Origin of the sequence: Lentzea kentuckyensis, assembly GCF_002150765.1 — a bacterium.
Lineage (GTDB): Bacteria > Actinomycetota > Actinomycetes > Mycobacteriales > Pseudonocardiaceae > Lentzea > Lentzea kentuckyensis.
In genome coordinates, this window is record NZ_MUYM01000051.1 from 14106 (window position 1) to 32008 (window position 17903).

Below are 17903 nucleotides of genomic sequence, written 5' to 3' on the forward strand. Positions count from 1 at the left end.
ACGAGCCCGTATACGTACCAATGTACGTCTCAAATACTCACTCCGATCGGGCGCACGCGAAAGTCGTTCGCGTCCGTAAGCTCGGCTCGTGAGGCTTCGCGTTCTCGGGCCGGTCGAGATCATGTCCGACGACGGATCCGCGTTGCCCACGCGGCACATGGCCAGGATGCTGCTCGGCGTGCTCGCCTTGCCCGCCAACACTTTCGTGCCGGTCGGCCGGCTCATCGACGCGTTGTGGGGCGGGTGCCCGCCACCGTCCGCGCCCGTCAACCTCCGTTCGTACGTCAGCGAGCTGCGCAGGCTGCTGCGGTCCGGGCACGGCGTGCCGCGCATCGACACGGTCAAAGGCGGGTACCTGCTCACCGCCGGACCGGACGACCTCGACGTCCTCGCGTTCACCGCGCTCGCCCAGCAGGGCCACGACCGCCTCGCCCTCGGCGACCACGAACAGGCGGCGGAACTGCTGACCAGGGCGACCGGCCTGTGGCGAGGTCCGGTGCTCGACGGAACGCCGGTGCCGGAAGCGGTCCAGCCCGCCGTCCGGATGCTCGAGGACCGGTGGATCGACGCCATCGAGGACTGCGTCCAGGCACGCCTGGAACTCGGCGAGCACACGGGGATCGCGGCCGAACTGCACCGGCTCGTCGGGCAGTACGAGTTGCGCGAACGGTTGTGGGGCCAGCTGATGCTCGCGCTGTACCGCGGCGGGCGGCCGGGCGAGGCGATGCAGGCGTACGAGAAGTTGCGGCAGGTGCTCGCGGCGGAGCTCGGCACCGACCCGAGCCCCGAGATCAAGGGGCTGCACCAACGGATCCTGCACGACGATCCCGCGCTGGCCCCTCCGGTGCGGGTCAGCTCGCCCGTGCCGTGGCAGCTGCCGCCGGGCACCGACCCGTTCATCGGCAGGGACGACCAGCTGCGCGCACTCGACCAGGTGGCCGGGATGGCGGCCGTCGTCGCCGTGGTCGGAACAGCCGCGGTGGGAAAGACCGCGCTGGCTGTGCGGTGGGCGCACAGTGCGCGCGCGAAGTTCCCCGACGGATGTCTGTACGTCGATCTGGGCGGCTACGGACCGGAACCACCGGTGCCGCCGGAGCAGGCTCTCGCCGGTTTCCTCCGAGTGCTGGGCGAACACGCCATCGGGACCGGGCTCGACACCGCGGAGCTGTCCGGCCGGTACCGCACGGCGATCGCGGGCCGGCGCATGCTGATCGTGCTGGACAACGCGCGTGCCGCCGACCAGGTGCGGCCGCTGCTGCCGGGTATGGCGGGCTGCCTGGTCGTGGTGACCAGCCGCGACGACCTCGCCGGGCTGGTCGCGCGGGACGGTGCGCACCGCGTGGCGCTGAACCCGATGCCACCGCACGAGGCACAGGCGCTGCTCGGCAGGCTCGTGGGTGACCGAGAGGGTGTCGCCGCGCTCGCGGAACGCTGCGCCGGTCTGCCGCTGGCGTTGCGCATCGTCGCCGAGCTCGCCGCGCAGTCCGGCACTACGCTCGCCGGCCTCGCCGTCGCACTCGCCGACCGGCAGCGCGGCCTGGACGAGCTGGACGCCGGCGGCGATCCGCGCACCGCCGTGACGGCGGTGTTCGACTGGTCCCACCAGGTGCTGCCTCCGCCTGTGGCCAGGGCTTTCGAACTGCTCACCTGGCATCTGGGCGCCGACTTCGACGTCTACGCGGCCGCTGCTCTGCTGGGCACGACACCGGTGGAGGCCGGACGGCTCGTCGGGCAGCTCTGCCGTGCGCATCTGGTGCAGCGCCTCGGATCCGGCCGTTTCCAGATCCACGACCTGTTGCGCGCCTACGGAAGACGACGGGCGGGCGCTGCCGAGACCGCGCTGGCCGGACTCGTCGACCACTACGTGCACGCGGCGGCCATCGCCGAGGCCGCGCTACCCCTCGCCCGTGGTCGCGCACCACGCCCGCCCGCGGTCACGACTCCTCCACTGCACGACGAGGTGCAGGCGACGCGATGGCTCAACACCGAGCGGGCGAACCTGGTCGCCGTGGTCGCCCACTGCGCGACGCACGGCCTGCACGCCCAAGCCTTCGAACTGTTCGAGGCGCTGCGGCCCTATCTGGACAACGGGTACCACCTGGCGGAGGCTCTGGCGATCTACCAGCACGCACTGCACGCCGCACGCAGTCTCGGCGACCCCGCCCTGATCGGCGCGGCGCTGAACAGCCTCGGCAACGTGTGCGAGACTCTCGGCCGCTATACCGAGGCGATCGAGCACCTCGGTGCGGCGCAAGCCATCCGAAGACAGATCGGCGACCGGACGGGTGAAGCGAAGACCACGTCCTGCCTCGCCATCGCGCACGGCAGGCTCGGCAGGTACCGCGAAGCCGACGAGCACTGCCGCCGGGCTCTGCTCATCGCACGTGAGACCGGCGATCCGGCGAACGAGCTGACGGTGCTGGCGAACGTCGCGCTCGTCCACAGCAACGGCGGCCGCTACCGGGAGGCGGCGGGCTGCCACGAGCGTGCGCTCGCACTGGCCATCGCGCTGGGCAACCGGATGAGAGAGGCCACCGAACAGATCAACCTCGGTCTCGCGTACGCCCTGCTGGGTCGCCACCGCGACGCGGCGGTGTCGCTGTGGCGGGCGACCGGGATCTGCCGGGAGCTGGGCGACCACCAGAGCGAGGGCTTCGTGTCCGGCAACCTCTCGATCCTGCACATCCGCCTCGGCAATCACTGGGTCGCGCAACGCCACGTCGAGCGCGCACTGGCCGTGCACCGCGCGTCCGGTGACCTCGGCAGCGAAGCGGCAGTGCTCTGTTTCCAAGGCGAACTACTGCTGCGGACGAACCAGCCGGCGCACGCCGTGGGGTGGTTCCGCAAAGCCCTGGCACTGGCCCGCCGGCTCGGAGCACGCTTCCTGGAGACCCTGGCTCTCAACGGAATCGCCGCCGCGGCGCTGGCGATGCGCCGGTTCGACCAGGCCGAGGAACACCACGAGGCGGCCCTCGCACTGTCCCTCGGCGACGCGTACGGGAGGGCCCGCGCACTCGCCGGTCTCGGGCACGTGCGCGAGGCCACCGGTGACCTGGCCGCGGCTGCCGCGTTGTGGCGCGAGGCGGCGGATCTCTACGAGGAGATCGGCATGCCGGAAGGCGACCAGCTCAGAACACTGCTGGTCGCCTCGGCCGGTCGTCCCGCCAGGATTTGAACCTGGGACCTACCGCGTATCAGACGGACGCTCTCACCGGGCTGAGCTACGGGACGGGTGGAAGACGAGGGTGTCGAACCCTCCAGGGCGATCTTGCAAGGATCACCTGCGCGCCGGCGCGTCCCCCGATGTAGTTGTGTCCTGCCGTGCCCCAACCAGGATTCGAACCTGGACTGGACGCGTTCTGAGCGCGTTGCCTCTTCCGTTGGGCTACCGGGGCGTGCGGATCCGGGGAGTCGAACCCCGACTGTCATGGCCCTCAACCACGTGCCTCTGCCAGTTGGGCTAGATCCACGTTCTGTTCGTGCGATATTCGGTTTTGCCGCACCGACGGAAGGAGTCGAACCCTCGGGCAACTGTTTTGGAGGCAGTTCCGCTTCCGAAGCTCGTCGGCATTGTTTTCGGTGCGCAAAAAGAAAACCGCCCAGGTTTCCCGTGGGCGGCTCCGAGGTCATGACCTGGGGATCAGGTCATGGCGTGGAGCCCCACGCCACCGCCAGCAGCACGCCGGCGATGAGGGCGAGAATTCGCCATCCCGCGAGCTGAGCCTTGGCAAGCATGTCTTCCTCCGGTTGATCTCTGGTGGTCGTGATGGGATCAAGTTAGGCGAGGGGCGCGCGGGGTCGCAACGCATTTATTGGGAATCTCAGAAGATGGACAGCGGCCTGGTTGGGGGCAGCTGGTCACGAATCAGAGCTCAACGCCGTGCTCCAAATAAAGGGTCGTCCCCGTCCTGCGAGCACGTACGGCTGACACCACTCGGCGCGTGAGTCTGGGGATCATGCGATCGGCCGCAGCGGAGAGATCGACGAACTCGAACGAAGCGATCTCCGCCGCGGCCAGGCTGACCTCGGCCAGTTGATCCGCTCCGAGCACGCCACCGTCGAACACGAACAGGACCTTGGCCCCTTCTGCCTCACTCGGCGCCCAGTCGACCACCAGCAACCGGCCGAGATCGACCTCCAGACCGAGCTCCTCTTCGATCTCACGTCTGCACGCCTCGCTGGGCGTCTCACCCGCTTCGACGTAACCACCGGGGATGTCCCAGTGGTTCTTGTAGGTCGGTTCGAGGAGCATCACTCGATCCGCGTCGTCGAAGAACAGCGCACCGGCCGCAGACACCGCCCGGCTGAAGCGAGTCGTTTGATCATCCGCCACACGGCAAGCCAACCATGCTCAGTTCAGCGCGCCCAGACGGGTGGCGAGGGCACTGAGTTCTCCACTCGGACGACCGCGATTCGCACGGACCAGGTCGCGGACGACCTGCTGTGCCAGGAAGTGGACGCGAACTTGCTCTGGCGCCAGCCGCTCGGCCATCAGGAGCGTGGTGAGCGCCTCGTCCTTCCGATTGCTGCGGCTGTACGCTCGCGCGATCTCCAAAGAGTGCCGAACACGACGTTCTGTGGGCAGGACTGACGTGTCCAGCGCAGAACCCACGTCCAGCGCCGTGTGGGTGTCGCCGAACTCCATCGAAGTCGCCACTCGGTGGATCGCGACGTTGGTCGGCCCGAAAGACGTCCATAGCTCGTTGCCGTCGCCTGCCATTCTGTCGGCCGCGGCACCGGCCTGTGCGAGATGGGCACGCGTCGCCGTTCGGTCACCCAGCCGGGCAGCGGCGATCGAACCGGCGAGAAACAACGAACCGTAGACCGAAACGGACGTCTCGTTCCCGCTCCGAAGCTTTGGGCCGAAGGACGAGGACGTGTCGTCGACGAGTGCGACGGCTTCCTGATACCGGCCGGTGGCCTGAAGGGCATGGACGACTGATCGGCTCAACGAGCAGATGACCAACGGATTCTCGGTCGCCTGTGCGGTGTTGAGACCTCTGTCGGCCGCGACCCAGGCGAGGTCGACCTCCCCGAGCTTGGTGAGGATCGCCGTTGCTGCCTGGTAACTCAGCGCCAAGATCGACTGCGCCTGCCGCCGATCACTCTGACACGTCGCCGACGCGGCCGCTCGCGCCTCGATCAACAGCGAGGGCAGCCGATTCACCACAGATCCGTACCGAGATTCCTGGTACGCGGCCCACACCGCGCCGAGTTCCCTTTCCAACTGTTCGCAAGGCAAGGAGCCATTGCTCTCAGCGCCCCGGCCGTAGCCGGTCAGCGCCGCCCGCATGGCGGAGATGTTCAACTCCGGCGAACGCCGTGGAGCGGCCGGTCCGTCCTCGCCGAGCAGGTCGGCCACCGACACTCCGAGCACGTCCGCCAGATCGCGAAGCACTGACACCCGGTCCAGACCGATCCGATTGCGTTCCGCCTTCTGCAGCCAGTCCGCTGTCCTTCCGACCAGGCCGGCGAGGATCTCTTGGGACATGCCGCGCCGACGGCGGAACCACGCCACTCGTTCGCCGACGGTCAACCGAGTCTGCATCTGTCAATCCATGACGTTGGATGCCCGGAAGACTTTTCCGGGTTGGTCGCAGGGAACGACCGTACGGTCACCACCAGTGAACACCGTCGGTCAAGACGACATCAGGAGCAACAGTGCAACACGCCGCCAGCGACCTCACGAACCGCACTCCTGTCGCCCAACGACTGTCTGGGCGGTCACTGGTGCCGGACGGCCTCTTCAACCGTCTGGTCGCGCGTGTCGTCAACGACGAGGGACACGACCGCGAGCTTGCCGAACGGATCGTCGACCAGGCATTGGTGTTCCTGAAGGCGTGCGCGGTCAACGATGGTTTACCTCTGGCACCGAGCAGGTTGGTCGACCTCGGCTGGCACACGTTCATCCTGCACACCAGGGACTACGCGGACTTCTGCGAGCGGATCGCGGGACGGTTCATCCATCATGTACCAACGGACGACATCCCTGAAGAACGTGCGGACCACATGATCGTGGCACTGGCTCGGACAGGGCTCGCCATAGACGACGACCTGTGGTCTGGAGCCCAGGCTGGTTCATGCACGGGATGCGCCAACGGATGCCATGACGACCCACCACCGAATCCGCCCGGAAAGAGGTAGCTGTGCGCCGCACGTGGACGGAGTTGCCCGCATCCGTTCGTACCGAGATTCAGAACAGGTGCAGTGCCGTTGTCACAACCGAGACACCGGCTGCCGGCACCAGCTCCGACTTCTCCGCGACCTTGCACCTCCTCGACGGCAAGGTCTTCTGCAAAGGTGTCGAGCTGGACAACCCGAAGTCGCGCATGCACCGTCACGAGGCACGAGTGAATGCCTGGCTGCCATCGACCGCACCGCGTCTGCTGTGGACGATCGAGACTGGTGGTTGGCTGCTGCTGGGCTTCGAGCACGTGGACGGACGCCATGCGGATCTGTCACCAGGCTCTCCGGATCTACCGCTGATCGCGAACACCGTGGCGACGCTGGATCTCACTCCGTGTCCTGTCGACGTGCCGAGTTTCGCGGAGCAGTGGACCTGGTTGTCGGCGTGGCGGCGGCTCGTACACGCAGGCGAGTTCCAGGACGAACACAACTTCGTCGAGTGGGAGCTCTCGGCCCAGCAGTTCGTCGATGGCGACACGTTGCTGCACACCGATCTGCACACCTGGAACATCATGGTTGGGGATCGAGTGCGGGTCCTCGACTGGGCGTGGTCACGACGAGGTGCGGCCTGGGTCGACGCGGGGTTCCTGGTGCTGCGCCTGATCCAGGCCGGGCACGACCCGCACGCCGCGGAGACGTGGGCGGAGAGCATTCCCGCTTGGCGGGAAGCCAACGACGAAGCACGGACCGCGTTCGCGATCGCCGTGCTCGGAGTCTGGGAGTTCAAACAGCGGGACGACCCGCTGCCGCACCGCGAGAAGCTCACCGCTGCAGCACGAATCTGGGTCAAGCATCGACTCGGCCTGACCTGAAAACGCAACGGCGCGCACCCCGTGCGAGGTGCGCGCCGTTCGGTCGTGCGGGAACTCAGACGGTGAAACCGAGCGCCCGCAGCTGCTCGCGGCCGTCGTCGGTGATCTTCTCCGGGCCCCACGGCGGCATCCACACCCAGTTGATGCGGAAGTCCGACACGAGACCGCCGCCCGCGCCGCCGGTCAGGGCCGCGCGGGTCTGGTCCTCGATGACGTCGGTCAGCGGGCAGGCCGCCGAGGTGAGCGTCATGTCGATGGTGGCGACGTTCTTGTCGTCGATGTGGATGTCGTAGACGAGACCCAGGTCGACGACGTTGATGCCGAGCTCCGGGTCGACGACGTCGCGCATCGCCTCTTCCACGTCGTCCAGCGCGGCGACGTCAGCCTTGGGCTCGAAGACCGGCATGCCTTCGGCTCCCCGGACCACTTCTTCGGTGCTCATGCTGCTCCCTGGCTCCGTGCTACTGCGTCTTTGAAGGCCATCCAGCCCAGCAGCGCGCACTTCACGCGTGCCGGGTACTTCGCTACGCCGGCGAAGGCGATGCCGTCTTCCAGGACGTCCTCGTCGGGCTCGACCTTGCCGCGGCCCTGCATCAGCTCGACGAACGCGTCCATCTTCTTGAAGGCCTCGCCAACCGGCTTACCCACGACGAGGTCGGTCAACACCGACGTGGACGCCTGGCTGATCGAGCAGCCCTGGCCGTCGTAGGAGACGTCCCGCACGACGTCGTCGACCACGTGCACGCGCAGCGTGACCTCGTCGCCGCAGGTCGGGTTGACCTGGAACGACTCCGCGTCGTACGGGTCGCGCAGGCCACGGCCGTGCGGGTTCTTGTAGTGGTCCAGGATGATCTCCTGGTACATCTGCTGGAGCTGCATCTCAGGCCACCCCGAAGAACTTCTGCGCCTCGCGGACGCCGTCGACCAGCGCGTCGACCTCGTCCAGCGTGTTGTACAGGTAGAACGACGCGCGCACCGACGACTGGGCGTTCAGGCAGCGGTGCAGCGGCCACGCGCAGTGGTGGCCCACGCGGACGGCGATGCCCAGGCTGTCGAGCACCTGGCCGGCGTCGTGCGGGTGGACGCCCTCGATTTCGAACGGCACGGCGCCGCCCCGGTCGACCGCGTCCTGCGGGCCGATCAGCCGGACACCCTTGATGCCGGACAGACCTTCCAGCGCGGCAACGGTCAGCGCGTGCTCGTGGGCGTGGACGCGTTCCATGCCGACGACGCTCAGGTAGTCGACCGCCGCGCCGAGGCCCACGGCCTGCGACGTCATCGGCGAACCGGCCTCGAAGCGCTGCGGCGGCGGGGCGAACGTCGAGCCCTCCATCTTCACCAGCTCGATCATCGATCCGCCGGTGATGAAGGGAGGCAACGCTTCCAGCAGCTCACGACGTCCATAAAGGACACCGATGCCGGACGGGCCGAGCATCTTGTGGCCGCTGAACGACGCGAAGTCGACGCCGAGCTCGTGGAAGTCGACCGGGCCGTGCGGAACGGACTGGCACGCGTCCAGCACCGTCAGCGCGCCGACCTTCCGCGCGGCCGCGACGAGCACCGAGACCGGGTTGATCACGCCGGTCACGTTCGACTGGTGCGTGAACGCGACGACCTTGGTGCGCGGCGTGACGACGCTGTCCACATCGGACAGGTCGAGCCGGCCGTCGGGGTTCAGCTTGAACCACTTCAGCGTCGCGCCGGTGCGCTGGGCGAGCTGCTGCCACGGAACGAGGTTCGCGTGGTGCTCCATCTCGGTCACGACGATCTCGTCGCCGGGACCGACGACGAAACGCGCGGCCTCGGGGCCCGAGGTGGCGGCGTTGCCCATCGCATACGCCACGAGGTTGAAGCCCTCGGTGGCGTTCTTGGTGAACACCAGCTCGCCGAAGTCGGCGCCGACGAAGTCCGCGATGCGCTGACGCGCACCCTCGTACGCGTCGGTCGCTTCCTCCGCGAGCTGGTGGGCACCCCTGTGCACAGCGGCGTTGTGCTGCTGCAGGAAAGCTTTTTCCGCGTCCAGAACCTGCGTCGGGCGTTGCGAGGTGGCGCCGGAGTCCAGGTAGACCAGGCGCTTCCCGTCACGAACGGTGCGAGACAGGATCGGGAAGTCCGCTCTGAGAGCGGTTACGTCCAACGGTGCTGCGGTGGTGGTCACAGCGCCTCCTCTCAACTACCGCAAAAATCCAACACAGGTCCGTTATGAAAGGGCTGCGGCTTCCTTGGATCCGGTGTACTTCACGTAACCCTCGGCCTCGAGCTGGTTCGCGAGCTCGGGACCACCGGACTCGACGATCCGGCCACCGGCGAACACGTGCACGAAGTCCGGGGAGATGTACTTGAGGATCCGGGTGTAGTGCGTGATCAGCATGACGCCGACCTCACCGGAAGCCTTGTAGCGGTTGACGCCCTCGGACACGACGCGCAGCGCGTCGACGTCCAGACCCGAGTCGGTCTCGTCGAGGATCGCGACCTTCGGCTGGAGCAGGCCCAGCTGCAGGATCTCGTGGCGCTTCTTCTCGCCGCCGGAGAAGCCCTCGTTCACCGAACGCTCGGCGAACGCCGGGTCGATGTCGAGCTCGGCCATCGCACCCTTGACCTCCTTCACCCAGTGGCGAAGGGCGGGGGCCTCGCCGCGGACGGCGGTGGCGGCGGTGCGCAGGAAGTTCGACATCGAGACGCCGGGGACCTCGACCGGGTACTGCATGGCGAGGAACAGGCCGGCGCGGGCGCGCTCGTCGACGGACATCTCCAGGACGTCCTCGCCGTCGAGCGTGACGGTGCCCGAGGTGATCGTGTACTTCGGGTGACCGGCGATGGCGTAGGACAGCGTGGACTTGCCGGAGCCGTTGGGGCCCATGATGGCGTGGGTCTCGCCCGCCTTGATCGTCAGGTCGACGCCCTTGAGGATCTCCTTGGGGGCGTCCTCGCTGACGACCGAGACGTGCAGGTCCTTGATCTCAAGCGTGGCCATGACTAGCACTTCTCCTGGTGGTCTAACGAAAGTCAGTTCGTGGTGACGGTGACGTCGACGAAAACATCGCCGTCACGGATGTCGACGGCGTAGACGTCGACCGGTTCGCTGGCGGGCGGCGAGGAGGGCTTGCCGGTCTCCAGGTCGAAGCACGACCCGTGCAACCAGCACTCGATCCCCTTGCGGGAGACCTCGCCCTCGCTCAACGACACCGCGGCGTGCGAGCACAGATCAGCGAGCGCGTGCACCCGCTCGCCGTCGCGCACCAGGACGACGTCAACGTCGTCGACGGTGGCTGCGAACGGCTTGCGGTCGTCCAATGAGGACAGTGCACACACCTTGATCACGCGCCGACCGCCTCGAGCTCTGCCTCGATGGCGGCCTCGAGGCGCTCGCGCACCTCGGGGACGGCGATCTTCGCGATCAGCTCCTGGAAGAAGCCGCGCACGACGAGACGCCGTGCCTGGTCCTCCGGGATGCCGCGCGCCTGCAGGTAGAACAGCTGCTCGTCGTCGAACCGGCCGGTGGCGCTGGCGTGGCCCGCACCCTCGATCTCGCCGGTCTCGATCTCCAGGTTCGGCACCGAGTCGGCGCGCGCACCGTCGGTGAGAATCAGGTTGCGGTTCAGCTCGAACGTCTCGGTGCCCTCGGCAGCGGCACGAATGAGCACGTCGCCGATCCACACGGTGTGCGCGCCATCGCCCTGCAGCGCGCCCTTGTAGACGACGTTGCTGCGGCAGTTGGCCTGAGCGTGGTCGATGAACGGCCGGTGCTCCTGGTGCTGGCCCGCGTCCGCGAAGTACAGACCGAACAGCTCGGCGTCGCCGCCGCGGCCCGCGTACTGCACGACCGGCGTGATGCGGACGACATCGCCGCCCAGCGTCACGACCGTGTGCCGGAACGTGGCGTCACGGCCCAGCTTCGCGTGGTGCTGCGTGACGTGCACCGCGTCGTCGGCCCAGTCGTGGATCGCGATCACCGTGAGGTGCGCGCCGTCCGCGACGAGGAACTCGACGTTCTCCGCGTACGCACCGGAACCGCGGTAGTCCACGATCACGGTGCCCTCGGCGAACTGCGAGGCCTTGACCTGGATGTGGCCGTACGCAACGGTTCCAGCGCCGGCGCCGGTCACCGTGACGGTGGTCGGCTCGGACTTCGCGTCGCCGGGCAGCGTCACGACGGTGGCGTTCTCGAACGACGTGTACGCCTGCGCCGCGACGCGGTCACCGGGGACACCGGCCTTGCCGAGGCGGTCGTCGTCACGACCGACCGTCTCGACGGTGACACCGGCGGCGGCGTTCACCTCGACGGCAGCGGAGCCCGTTGCCGCAGCGCCGGAGTGCAGACCGGCAAGACGCTTGAGAGGCGTGAAGCGCCAGATCTCCTCACGGCCGCCCGGTACCTCGAACGCGTCCACGTCGTACGACGTGAAGTGCTCCGCGCGAGAGGCAACGGGAACGACAGCTCCGTGGGAGTGAGGTTGAGTCGACAGGGCGGCCATGTCAGCCGACGGCCCCTTCCATCTGCAGTTCGATCAGGCGGTTGAGTTCGAGGGCGTACTCCATGGGGAGCTCGCGCGCGATGGGCTCGACGAACCCGCGCACGATCATCGCCATGGCCTCGTCCTCGTTCAGGCCGCGCGACATCAGGTAGAACAGCTGGTCCTCGGAGACCTTCGAGACCGTGGCCTCGTGACCCATCTGCACGTCGTCCTCGCGGACGTCGACGTACGGGTAGGTGTCCGACCGGCTGATGGTGTCGACCAGCAGCGCGTCGCACTTCACCGTGGACTTCGAGTGGTGCGCCCGCTTGTTGACCTGGACCAGGCCGCGGTACGACGTGCGGCCACCGCCACGCGCCACCGACTTCGAGATGATCGTCGAAGAGGTGTGCGGTGCCATGTGGACCATCTTGGCGCCGGCGTCCTGGTGCTGGCCCTCGCCCGCGAACGCGATCGAGAGGACCTCGCCCTTGGCGTGCTCGCCCATCAGGAAGACGGCCGGGTACTTCATGGTCACCTTGGAGCCGATGTTGCCGTCGACCCACTCCATGGTCGCGCCCTCTTCGGCCTTGGCGCGCTTGGTGACCAGGTTGTAGACGTTGTTCGACCAGTTCTGGATCGTCGTGTAGCGGCAGCGGCCGCCCTTCTTCACGACGATCTCGACAACGGCCGAGTGCAGCGAGTCCGACGAGTAGATCGGCGCCGTGCAGCCCTCGACGTAGTGCACGTAGGCACCCTCGTCGACGATGATCAGCGTGCGCTCGAACTGACCCATGTTCTCGGTGTTGATCCGGAAGTAGGCCTGCAGCGGGATGTCCACGTGCACGCCCTTCGGCACGTAGATGAACGAGCCGCCGGACCAGGTCGCGGAGTTCAGCGCGGAGAACTTGTTGTCACCGGCCGGGATGACGGAGCCGAAGTACTCCTTGAAGAGCTCCGGGTGCTCCCTCAGGCCCGAGTCGGTGTCCAGGAAGATGACACCCTGCTGCTCCAGGTCCTCGCGGATCTGGTGGTAGACGACCTCGGACTCGTACTGGGCGGCGACACCGGCGACGAGGCGCTGCTTCTCCGCCTCAGGGATGCCCAGCCGGTCGTAGGTGTTCTTGATGTCCTCCGGCAGGTCTTCCCAGCTCTGGGCCTGCTTCTCGGTGGACCGCACGAAGTACTTGATCGAGTCGAAGTCGATCCCAGAGAGGTCGGCGCCCCAGCTCGGCATCGGCTTGAGGTCGAAGAGCTTCAGCGCCTTCAACCGGTACTCGAGCATCCACTCGGGCTCGCTCTTCTTCGCCGAGATGTCGCGGACGACATCCTCGCTGAGGCCTCGGCGGGCGCTCGCGCCGGCAGTGTCCGAGTCGGCCCAGCCGAACTCGTAGTTGCCGAGAGACGCGATGGTCTCTTCCTGCGTGAGCGGAGACTGCACCGTGGTGGGCGTGCGCTGCTCGGCAGCGGCAGTCATGCGGGCTCCCCTCCATCATCTGGGATGAGCTTTCCGGCAGAGCCGGTTTGAACGTTCGGGATGTGCGTCGTGCACACGGCGTGGCCGCTTGCGATCGTCGCGAGGCGCTGTACGTGTGAACCGAGGAGGGCCGCGAAAGCTTCCGTCTCGGTCTCGCACAGCTGAGGGAACTCGGCAGCCACGTGGGCCACCGGGCAGTGGTGCTGGCACAACTGCTCGCCTACACCGACGTGACGTGCCGACGCAGCGTAGCCCTCCCTGGTCAACGCGGTCGCGAGGGCCTTGGCCCGGTCAGCGGGTGTGGCCTGCGCCACGATCGCTGCACGGTGCCCCCCGACGAGAGCGTCGACACGACTCTGCGCGAACGCCTTGACCGCTTCCTCGCCACCTGTCTCGGCGAGGAACCTGATCGCGGCGACCGCGAGGTCGTCGTATGCGTGGCCGAACCGGGCGCGTCCGGCGTCAGTGAGCAGGAAGAGCTTCGCGGGACGACCACGACCGCGTTGGGTCTGGCGGGGTGCGTCCCTCGTGAGTGCCTCACCGTCCGCGAGCAGTGCGTCGATGTGACGGCGCACCGCCGTGGGGCTGATGCCCAGTTCCTCCGCGACGGCTGCCGCGGTGACCGGGCCCTGCTCCAGCAGGAGCCTGGCGACGGCACGCCGAGTCTTGCCGTCGTGCTGTTGCACGGCGTCAAGGTGGGTCTCGGCGTTTTTCACAACACCAGTGTTGCGTATTTAGCCTGAGGTCGCAAAGATCGCGGTCACAGGGTGACCTGACTCACGGCTGAGACGGACTAGATACCCTGCGGCCATGCCCACTTCCGGCGGAGCCGTGACTCCGGAGAGCGACCTCTTGAACGGTCGAGAGCGTCGTCAGCTGGACATCGTGCGTCGCTGGGGCACCATCGGGGCGTTGTTGCTGACGGTCGGATCGCTCGGTGGCGGTGCCGCGCCCATCTATTCGCCGCTGTACGGCGTGCCGGTGCTCGGGCTCTTCTCGAGGATGCCCAGCGTCGCGATGGGGGTCGTCTGGACCGGCGTCTTCATGATCGTGTCGGCCTGGCTGGCGCTGGGCCGGTTCGTCCGTCCCGGCAGACCCCGCCTCGTCTCGCGCAGCCAGATGGACCGCACGCTGCTGATGTGGACCGTCCCGCTGGTCTTCTGCGTGCCGATGTTCTCCCGCGACGTGTACTCGTACCTCGCGCAGAGCGAGATCGCCGCGCGCGGCCTCGACCCGTACGTCCTGGGCCCGGCCAACGCCCTGGGCGTCGACCACATCCTCACGCGCGGTGTGCCGAACATCTGGCGCGAGACGCCCGCGCCGTACGGCCCGCTGTTCCTGGCGTTCGGCCGGGTCACCGCGATGATCACCGGCGACCACGTCGTGTCCGGCGTGTTCGTGCACCGGCTGCTGGTGCTGTGCGGCCTGGCGATGATCGTGTGGGCGCTGCCCCGCCTGGCCGCGCGCTTCGGGGTGCCGCCGGTCGGCGCGTTGTGGCTGGGCGCGCTGAACCCGCTGGTGCTGTTCCACATCGTGATCGGCGTGCACAACGACGGTCTCGCCCTGGGCCTCATGCTGGTCGGCCTGGAGCTGGCGATGCGCGGGCTGGAACCGTTGAAATGGTCGTGGATCACCTTGGGAGCCGCGATCATCGTGTGCGGCGCGATGGTGAAGATCCCCGCGATGGCCGCTCTGGGCTTCCTCGGCGTGATGGTGGCGCGCAAACTCGGTGGTCAGCTCAAACACCTTGCCCTGGTGGCAGGGATCATGACCGTGATAGCCGCGGTCGGGGTGGTGGCGATCTGCCTCGGCACCGGGTTCGGGTTCGGCTGGATCCAGACGCTGAACGTCGCCGAGACGGTGAAGTCGTGGATGTCGCCGCCGACCGCGCTGGGCTTCCTGGGCGCCGGCACCGGGATCATGCTCGGGCTGGGCAACCACACCGAGTCGATGATCGCGCTGACCCGCCTGCTCGGCCAGGGCATCTCCGTGGTGATCACCATCGGCCTCCTCTGGCGCGCCTTCAAGGGCCGGATCAAGTCGATGAACGGCCTGGGCGCGGCCTTGGGCGCGATCCTGGTGCTCGGGCCGGTGCTGCAGCCCTGGTACGTGCTGTGGGCGGCGATTCCGCTGGCCACGGCCGTCGTCGGACCCAAGTTCCGGCTGTTCGCGATGGTGTCCTCGGCGGTCATCGCGATAATCCTGCCGCCCACCGGGTCCGCTTTCGACGGGCGCGCCTACACGGTGCCGCAGGCGGTGGCCGGTGCGGTGATCACGTTCGCGGTCTGCGTGCTGATCGCGCGCAAGCGGGTGGGGCCGTTCCTCAAGTCCGACCCCGCGTGATGAACCAAACGGGTCAGTAACCACAACCCTTCGGCGGACGAAGCACTAGTAGGGGGAAGATCGAAGCCGGAGGGGGTGATGTGGCATGACCGAGCAACCCATGTCGCGGGAAGAGGTCCGGTTCGCCGTCGTGCTCAACGGCGGGGTGAGCCTGGCCGTCTGGATGGGCGGCGTAGTCCTGGAGCTGGACCGTCTGACCAGGTCAGGGAGCACGTACCAGCCGTTGCTGGACCTGGTCGGCTGCACCGCGCGAGCGGACGTCATCGCCGGCACGTCGGCGGGCGGCATCAACGGGGCCGCGCTGGCGTTGTCGCAGGTCAACAAGCGGGCCGACCTGAGTCGGCTGCGTGATCTGTGGGCCGAGCAGGGGCGGATGGAACAGCTGCTCAGGACGCCGTTCCGGGGTGAGCCCGCCAGCCTGCTCAAGGGCGACGAGTTCTTCCTGCCGCGACTGCAGGAGGCGCTGGCCCGGCTGACCACGGACTTCGAGCCCACCCCGCCGGACGAGCGTCCGATCGACCTGCGCATCACGACCACACTGCTGGGTGGCGTTCCCACGATCACCTACGACGACCTGGGGCAGCCGCTGACGCAGTCGGTGCACCAGGGCTCGTTCTCGTTCCGCCGCGACCCGTACACCTGGGTCAGCGAGAAGACCAGGGACGACTTCACGCCGGAGACGCTCAACGACCGCGTCCAGCAGCTCGCCCTCGCGGCGCGAAGCTCCGCGAGCTTCCCGTTCGCGTTCGAGCCGAGCTTCATCCCGGTCGGCGGCCAGGCGACGCCGGACCGTCCGGACATGGCGGACGTCGCGAGCTGGGCCAACGGCGGCGACCGGAGCAGGTTCGCGGTCGACGGTGGCGTGCTGGTGAACACGCCGACGAGAGAAGCCCTTGAGGCGATCGACCGCATGCCCGCGGACGGGCCGGTCCGGCGCGTGATGCTGCTGGTGTTCCCGCACGCCGAACCGCTCGGGTCCGAGCCGCGCGCCGACACGCTCGACAAGGGGCTGACGACGGTCAGCTCCGGCGGCAAGCTGCTGAGTGCCATGTCCAGCCAGGCGAACCGGACGTACGTCGAGAAGATCGAGGAGCACAACCGCAGGGCCGCCGGCAGCAGGGGCGGCCGGATGGCGTTGCTGGAACGCCTGCACGCGGGCGGCGAGAACGTCGTCGACGAGGTGTACTCGTTGGCGGACAAGCTCTTCGGTCACTACGAGGACGTCGAGATCCGGCTCGCGGCCCGGCAGGTGACGACCCAGCAGTTCACCGTCGCCGGTGGCAACCCGTGCAACTGGTCGTTCGAACGGGCCCGGCGCGCGGCGGAAACGGCGCAGCGCAAGTGGAAGAAGCAGCAAGGCGTGCTGCCGTACGTGCCCGGTGTCCGGCTTCCGGCGCCGGTGTGCCGCGACGACGTCGGCTGGGAGTGGGGCATCACGATGGCCGAACGCCTTGGCGCGTCGGCACTCGACGTGCTCAAGCGGCTGGTGTGGGTGGCGCCGGACGGCAGCGCGGACAAGATCGCCGAGGCCCGCCGCGAGCTGCACCAGGTGCGTGCGGAACTGCGGCGGTTGCGGGAAGAGCTCTTCGCGTGGAAGCCGTCCGACTCACTCGGCGAGACGTACTGGACCGGGCGGCTCGCGAGCTATCACGAGCACATGATCGACGGGCACCTCGGGCTGGAGGTCAAGGCGCAGGTCGCCGAGATCGGCCGGGTCGTCGGCGTGGCCCTGCAGGTGATCGGCGGCCTCGACGAGCACCGCGTCCAGCTCGGCGGCCTCGCGCCCTGGAAGGCGTTGCTGGGCACGGGAACCACGCCGGGCGAGGCCGGGCTCGGGGTGGACGAGCGGTCGCTGAGCCGGCTGCTCGCACTGGAGATCGCGGGCACGTGCCTGTCCGACGACGCGTCGACCGGGCTGGACACGCCGGTCGAGCTGGTGCAGGTGTCGCTGCAGACGCGCAACGCGTTCGCGCAGCAGTCGATCACCGCCGACGACAAGGCGGGCGGGGCGTCGCTGTCGCGGTTCTCCGGGTTCCTCAAGCGGTCCTGGCGGGTCAACGACTGGATCTGGGGCCGGCTCGACGGCGCCACCATGCTGTGCCGGGTGCTGTTCGACCCGCGCCGGCTGCGCAGGATGGACACGCTGGGCCGCCCGGCCGACGACGAGCGCACGCCGGAAGAGCGGGCGGCGGCCGTGGTCGACGAGGTCATCAGGGCGATGTTCGGGCCGGAGCTGCCGATCAAGGTGGCCGTGTGCGCCGAGGAGGCCAAGGCCGAGCTCGCGGGCATCTACGCGGCGGAGGGCGAGCTGTCGCCGTCGTCGATGAAGCTCGCCGAACTGGCCTCGTGGGGGCTGCACTGGCGGATCATCTGCGAGGAGCTCCCGCGGCTGCGCGCGGCCATCATCGCCGACCGCGGTGACGGTGCGGACCAGCGCTCACGGGGCGAGCTCTTCCTGGAGGAGCACGCGGACCTGTTGCGGCGCCTGGAGTATCCGCACGAGCACACGGTCACGCTCGGCATGACCGCGCTGGACGCCTTCGACCGCGCCGGGATCGGCCGCGAACCGCTCACCCAGGAAGCCGCGTCGGACCAGATGATCCGCACGGCCGCCACCGCCGCGGCGGTGGC

The 17903-nt window shown here is 68.2% G+C and carries 15 protein-coding genes, 3 tRNA genes and 1 pseudogene; 5 read left to right on the forward strand and 14 right to left on the reverse strand.

What is annotated here, in order from left to right; all coding sequences use genetic code 11:
* Positions 1-88: 88 nt before the first annotated feature.
* Positions 89-3175 (forward strand): AfsR/SARP family transcriptional regulator, encoded by a 3087-nt coding sequence (locus tag B0F77_RS23670; RefSeq protein ID WP_086665163.1) that lies wholly within the window; start codon positions 89-91, stop codon positions 3173-3175.
* On the opposite strand, the gene B0F77_RS23675 is transcribed toward B0F77_RS23670, so the two are convergent.
* The 6 genes and pseudogenes from B0F77_RS23675 to B0F77_RS50900 all read right to left on the reverse strand — a co-directional run.
* Positions 3157-3231, reverse strand: a tRNA-Ile gene (locus B0F77_RS23675). The genes B0F77_RS23670 and B0F77_RS23675 overlap by 19 nt on opposite strands.
* 91 nt (positions 3232-3322) lie before the next feature.
* Positions 3323-3395 (reverse strand) — tRNA-Leu (locus tag B0F77_RS23680).
* 1 nt (position 3396) lies between these two features.
* Positions 3397-3470: transfer RNA gene (locus B0F77_RS23685), tRNA-Leu, on the reverse strand.
* A 395-nt stretch (positions 3471-3865) separates the two neighbouring features.
* The gene (locus B0F77_RS23690; protein WP_086665164.1) at positions 3866-4333 is read right to left on the reverse strand and encodes an NUDIX domain-containing protein; all 468 of its coding nucleotides are present in this window, start codon (positions 4331-4333) and stop codon (positions 3866-3868) included.
* 18 nt (positions 4334-4351) lie between these two features.
* Positions 4352-5362 carry an XRE family transcriptional regulator gene (locus tag B0F77_RS23695; RefSeq protein ID WP_245848580.1) on the reverse strand — a complete coding sequence of 337 codons (1011 nt, stop codon included), beginning with the start codon at positions 5360-5362 and terminating at the stop codon, positions 4352-4354.
* A 3-nt stretch (positions 5363-5365) separates the two neighbouring features.
* Positions 5366-5548: pseudogene (locus B0F77_RS50900) on the reverse strand (helix-turn-helix domain-containing protein); the annotation flags it as partial.
* A gap of 182 nt (positions 5549-5730) precedes the next feature.
* On the opposite strand from B0F77_RS50900, the gene B0F77_RS23700 reads away from it, so the two are divergent.
* Together B0F77_RS23700 and B0F77_RS23705 are read left to right on the forward strand one after the other, a co-directional pair.
* The gene (locus B0F77_RS23700; protein ID WP_245848581.1) at positions 5731-6144 is read left to right on the forward strand and encodes a glycine-rich domain-containing protein; all 414 of its coding nucleotides are present in this window, start codon (positions 5731-5733) and stop codon (positions 6142-6144) included.
* 2 nt (positions 6145-6146) lie between these two features.
* A complete protein-coding gene (locus B0F77_RS23705) occupies positions 6147-6998 on the forward strand; it encodes a phosphotransferase (protein WP_086665166.1) in 852 nt (283 codons plus the stop codon).
* Between the two features lie 55 nt (positions 6999-7053).
* On the opposite strand, the gene B0F77_RS23710 is transcribed toward B0F77_RS23705, so the two are convergent.
* The 8 genes from B0F77_RS23710 to B0F77_RS23745 are packed head-to-tail and all read right to left on the reverse strand — an operon-like array spanning position 7054 to position 13615.
* Entirely contained in the window at positions 7054-7440 is a 387-nt protein-coding gene (locus tag B0F77_RS23710; RefSeq protein ID WP_086665167.1) for a metal-sulfur cluster assembly factor, read from the reverse strand.
* Positions 7437-7877 carry a Fe-S cluster assembly sulfur transfer protein SufU gene (gene sufU / locus B0F77_RS23715; RefSeq protein ID WP_086665168.1) on the reverse strand — a complete coding sequence of 147 codons (441 nt, stop codon included), beginning with the start codon at positions 7875-7877 and terminating at the stop codon, positions 7437-7439. Before sufU ends, B0F77_RS23710 begins: the two co-directional genes overlap by 4 nt.
* A 1-nt stretch (position 7878) precedes the next feature.
* Positions 7879-9156, reverse strand: a complete 1278-nt coding sequence (locus B0F77_RS23720; RefSeq protein WP_086665169.1) for a cysteine desulfurase — start codon at positions 9154-9156, stop codon at positions 7879-7881.
* A gap of 42 nt (positions 9157-9198) precedes the next feature.
* A complete protein-coding gene (gene sufC / locus B0F77_RS23725; protein WP_086665170.1) occupies positions 9199-9972 on the reverse strand; it encodes a Fe-S cluster assembly ATPase SufC in 774 nt (257 codons plus the stop codon).
* Positions 9973-10004: 32 nt separating this feature from the next.
* Positions 10005-10319 carry a non-heme iron oxygenase ferredoxin subunit gene (locus B0F77_RS23730; protein WP_086665171.1) on the reverse strand — a complete coding sequence of 105 codons (315 nt, stop codon included), beginning with the start codon at positions 10317-10319 and terminating at the stop codon, positions 10005-10007.
* Positions 10316-11473: a Fe-S cluster assembly protein SufD gene (gene sufD, locus B0F77_RS23735; protein WP_086665172.1), complete on the reverse strand. Its 1158-nt coding sequence runs from the start codon at positions 11471-11473 to the stop codon at positions 10316-10318. Before sufD ends, B0F77_RS23730 begins: the two co-directional genes overlap by 4 nt.
* 1 nt (position 11474) lies before the next feature.
* Complete coding sequence (gene sufB / locus B0F77_RS23740) at positions 11475-12929, reverse strand: Fe-S cluster assembly protein SufB (RefSeq protein WP_086665173.1); 1455 nt, start codon at positions 12927-12929, stop codon at positions 11475-11477.
* On the reverse strand, positions 12926-13615 hold the full coding sequence (locus B0F77_RS23745; protein ID WP_245848582.1) for a helix-turn-helix transcriptional regulator: 690 nt from the start codon (positions 13613-13615) through the stop codon (positions 12926-12928). The genes sufB and B0F77_RS23745 overlap by 4 nt, the downstream gene beginning before the upstream one ends.
* A 124-nt stretch (positions 13616-13739) precedes the next feature.
* Between B0F77_RS23745 and mptB the strand changes: the two genes are divergently transcribed.
* Both mptB and B0F77_RS23755 read left to right on the forward strand, forming a co-directional pair.
* The gene (gene mptB, locus B0F77_RS23750) at positions 13740-15272 is read left to right on the forward strand and encodes a polyprenol phosphomannose-dependent alpha 1,6 mannosyltransferase MptB (RefSeq protein ID WP_086665175.1); all 1533 of its coding nucleotides are present in this window, start codon (positions 13740-13742) and stop codon (positions 15270-15272) included.
* 85 nt (positions 15273-15357) lie between these two features.
* The coding region (locus tag B0F77_RS23755; RefSeq protein ID WP_086665176.1) for a patatin-like protein at positions 15358-17903 on the forward strand (2546 nt) is incomplete at its 3' end.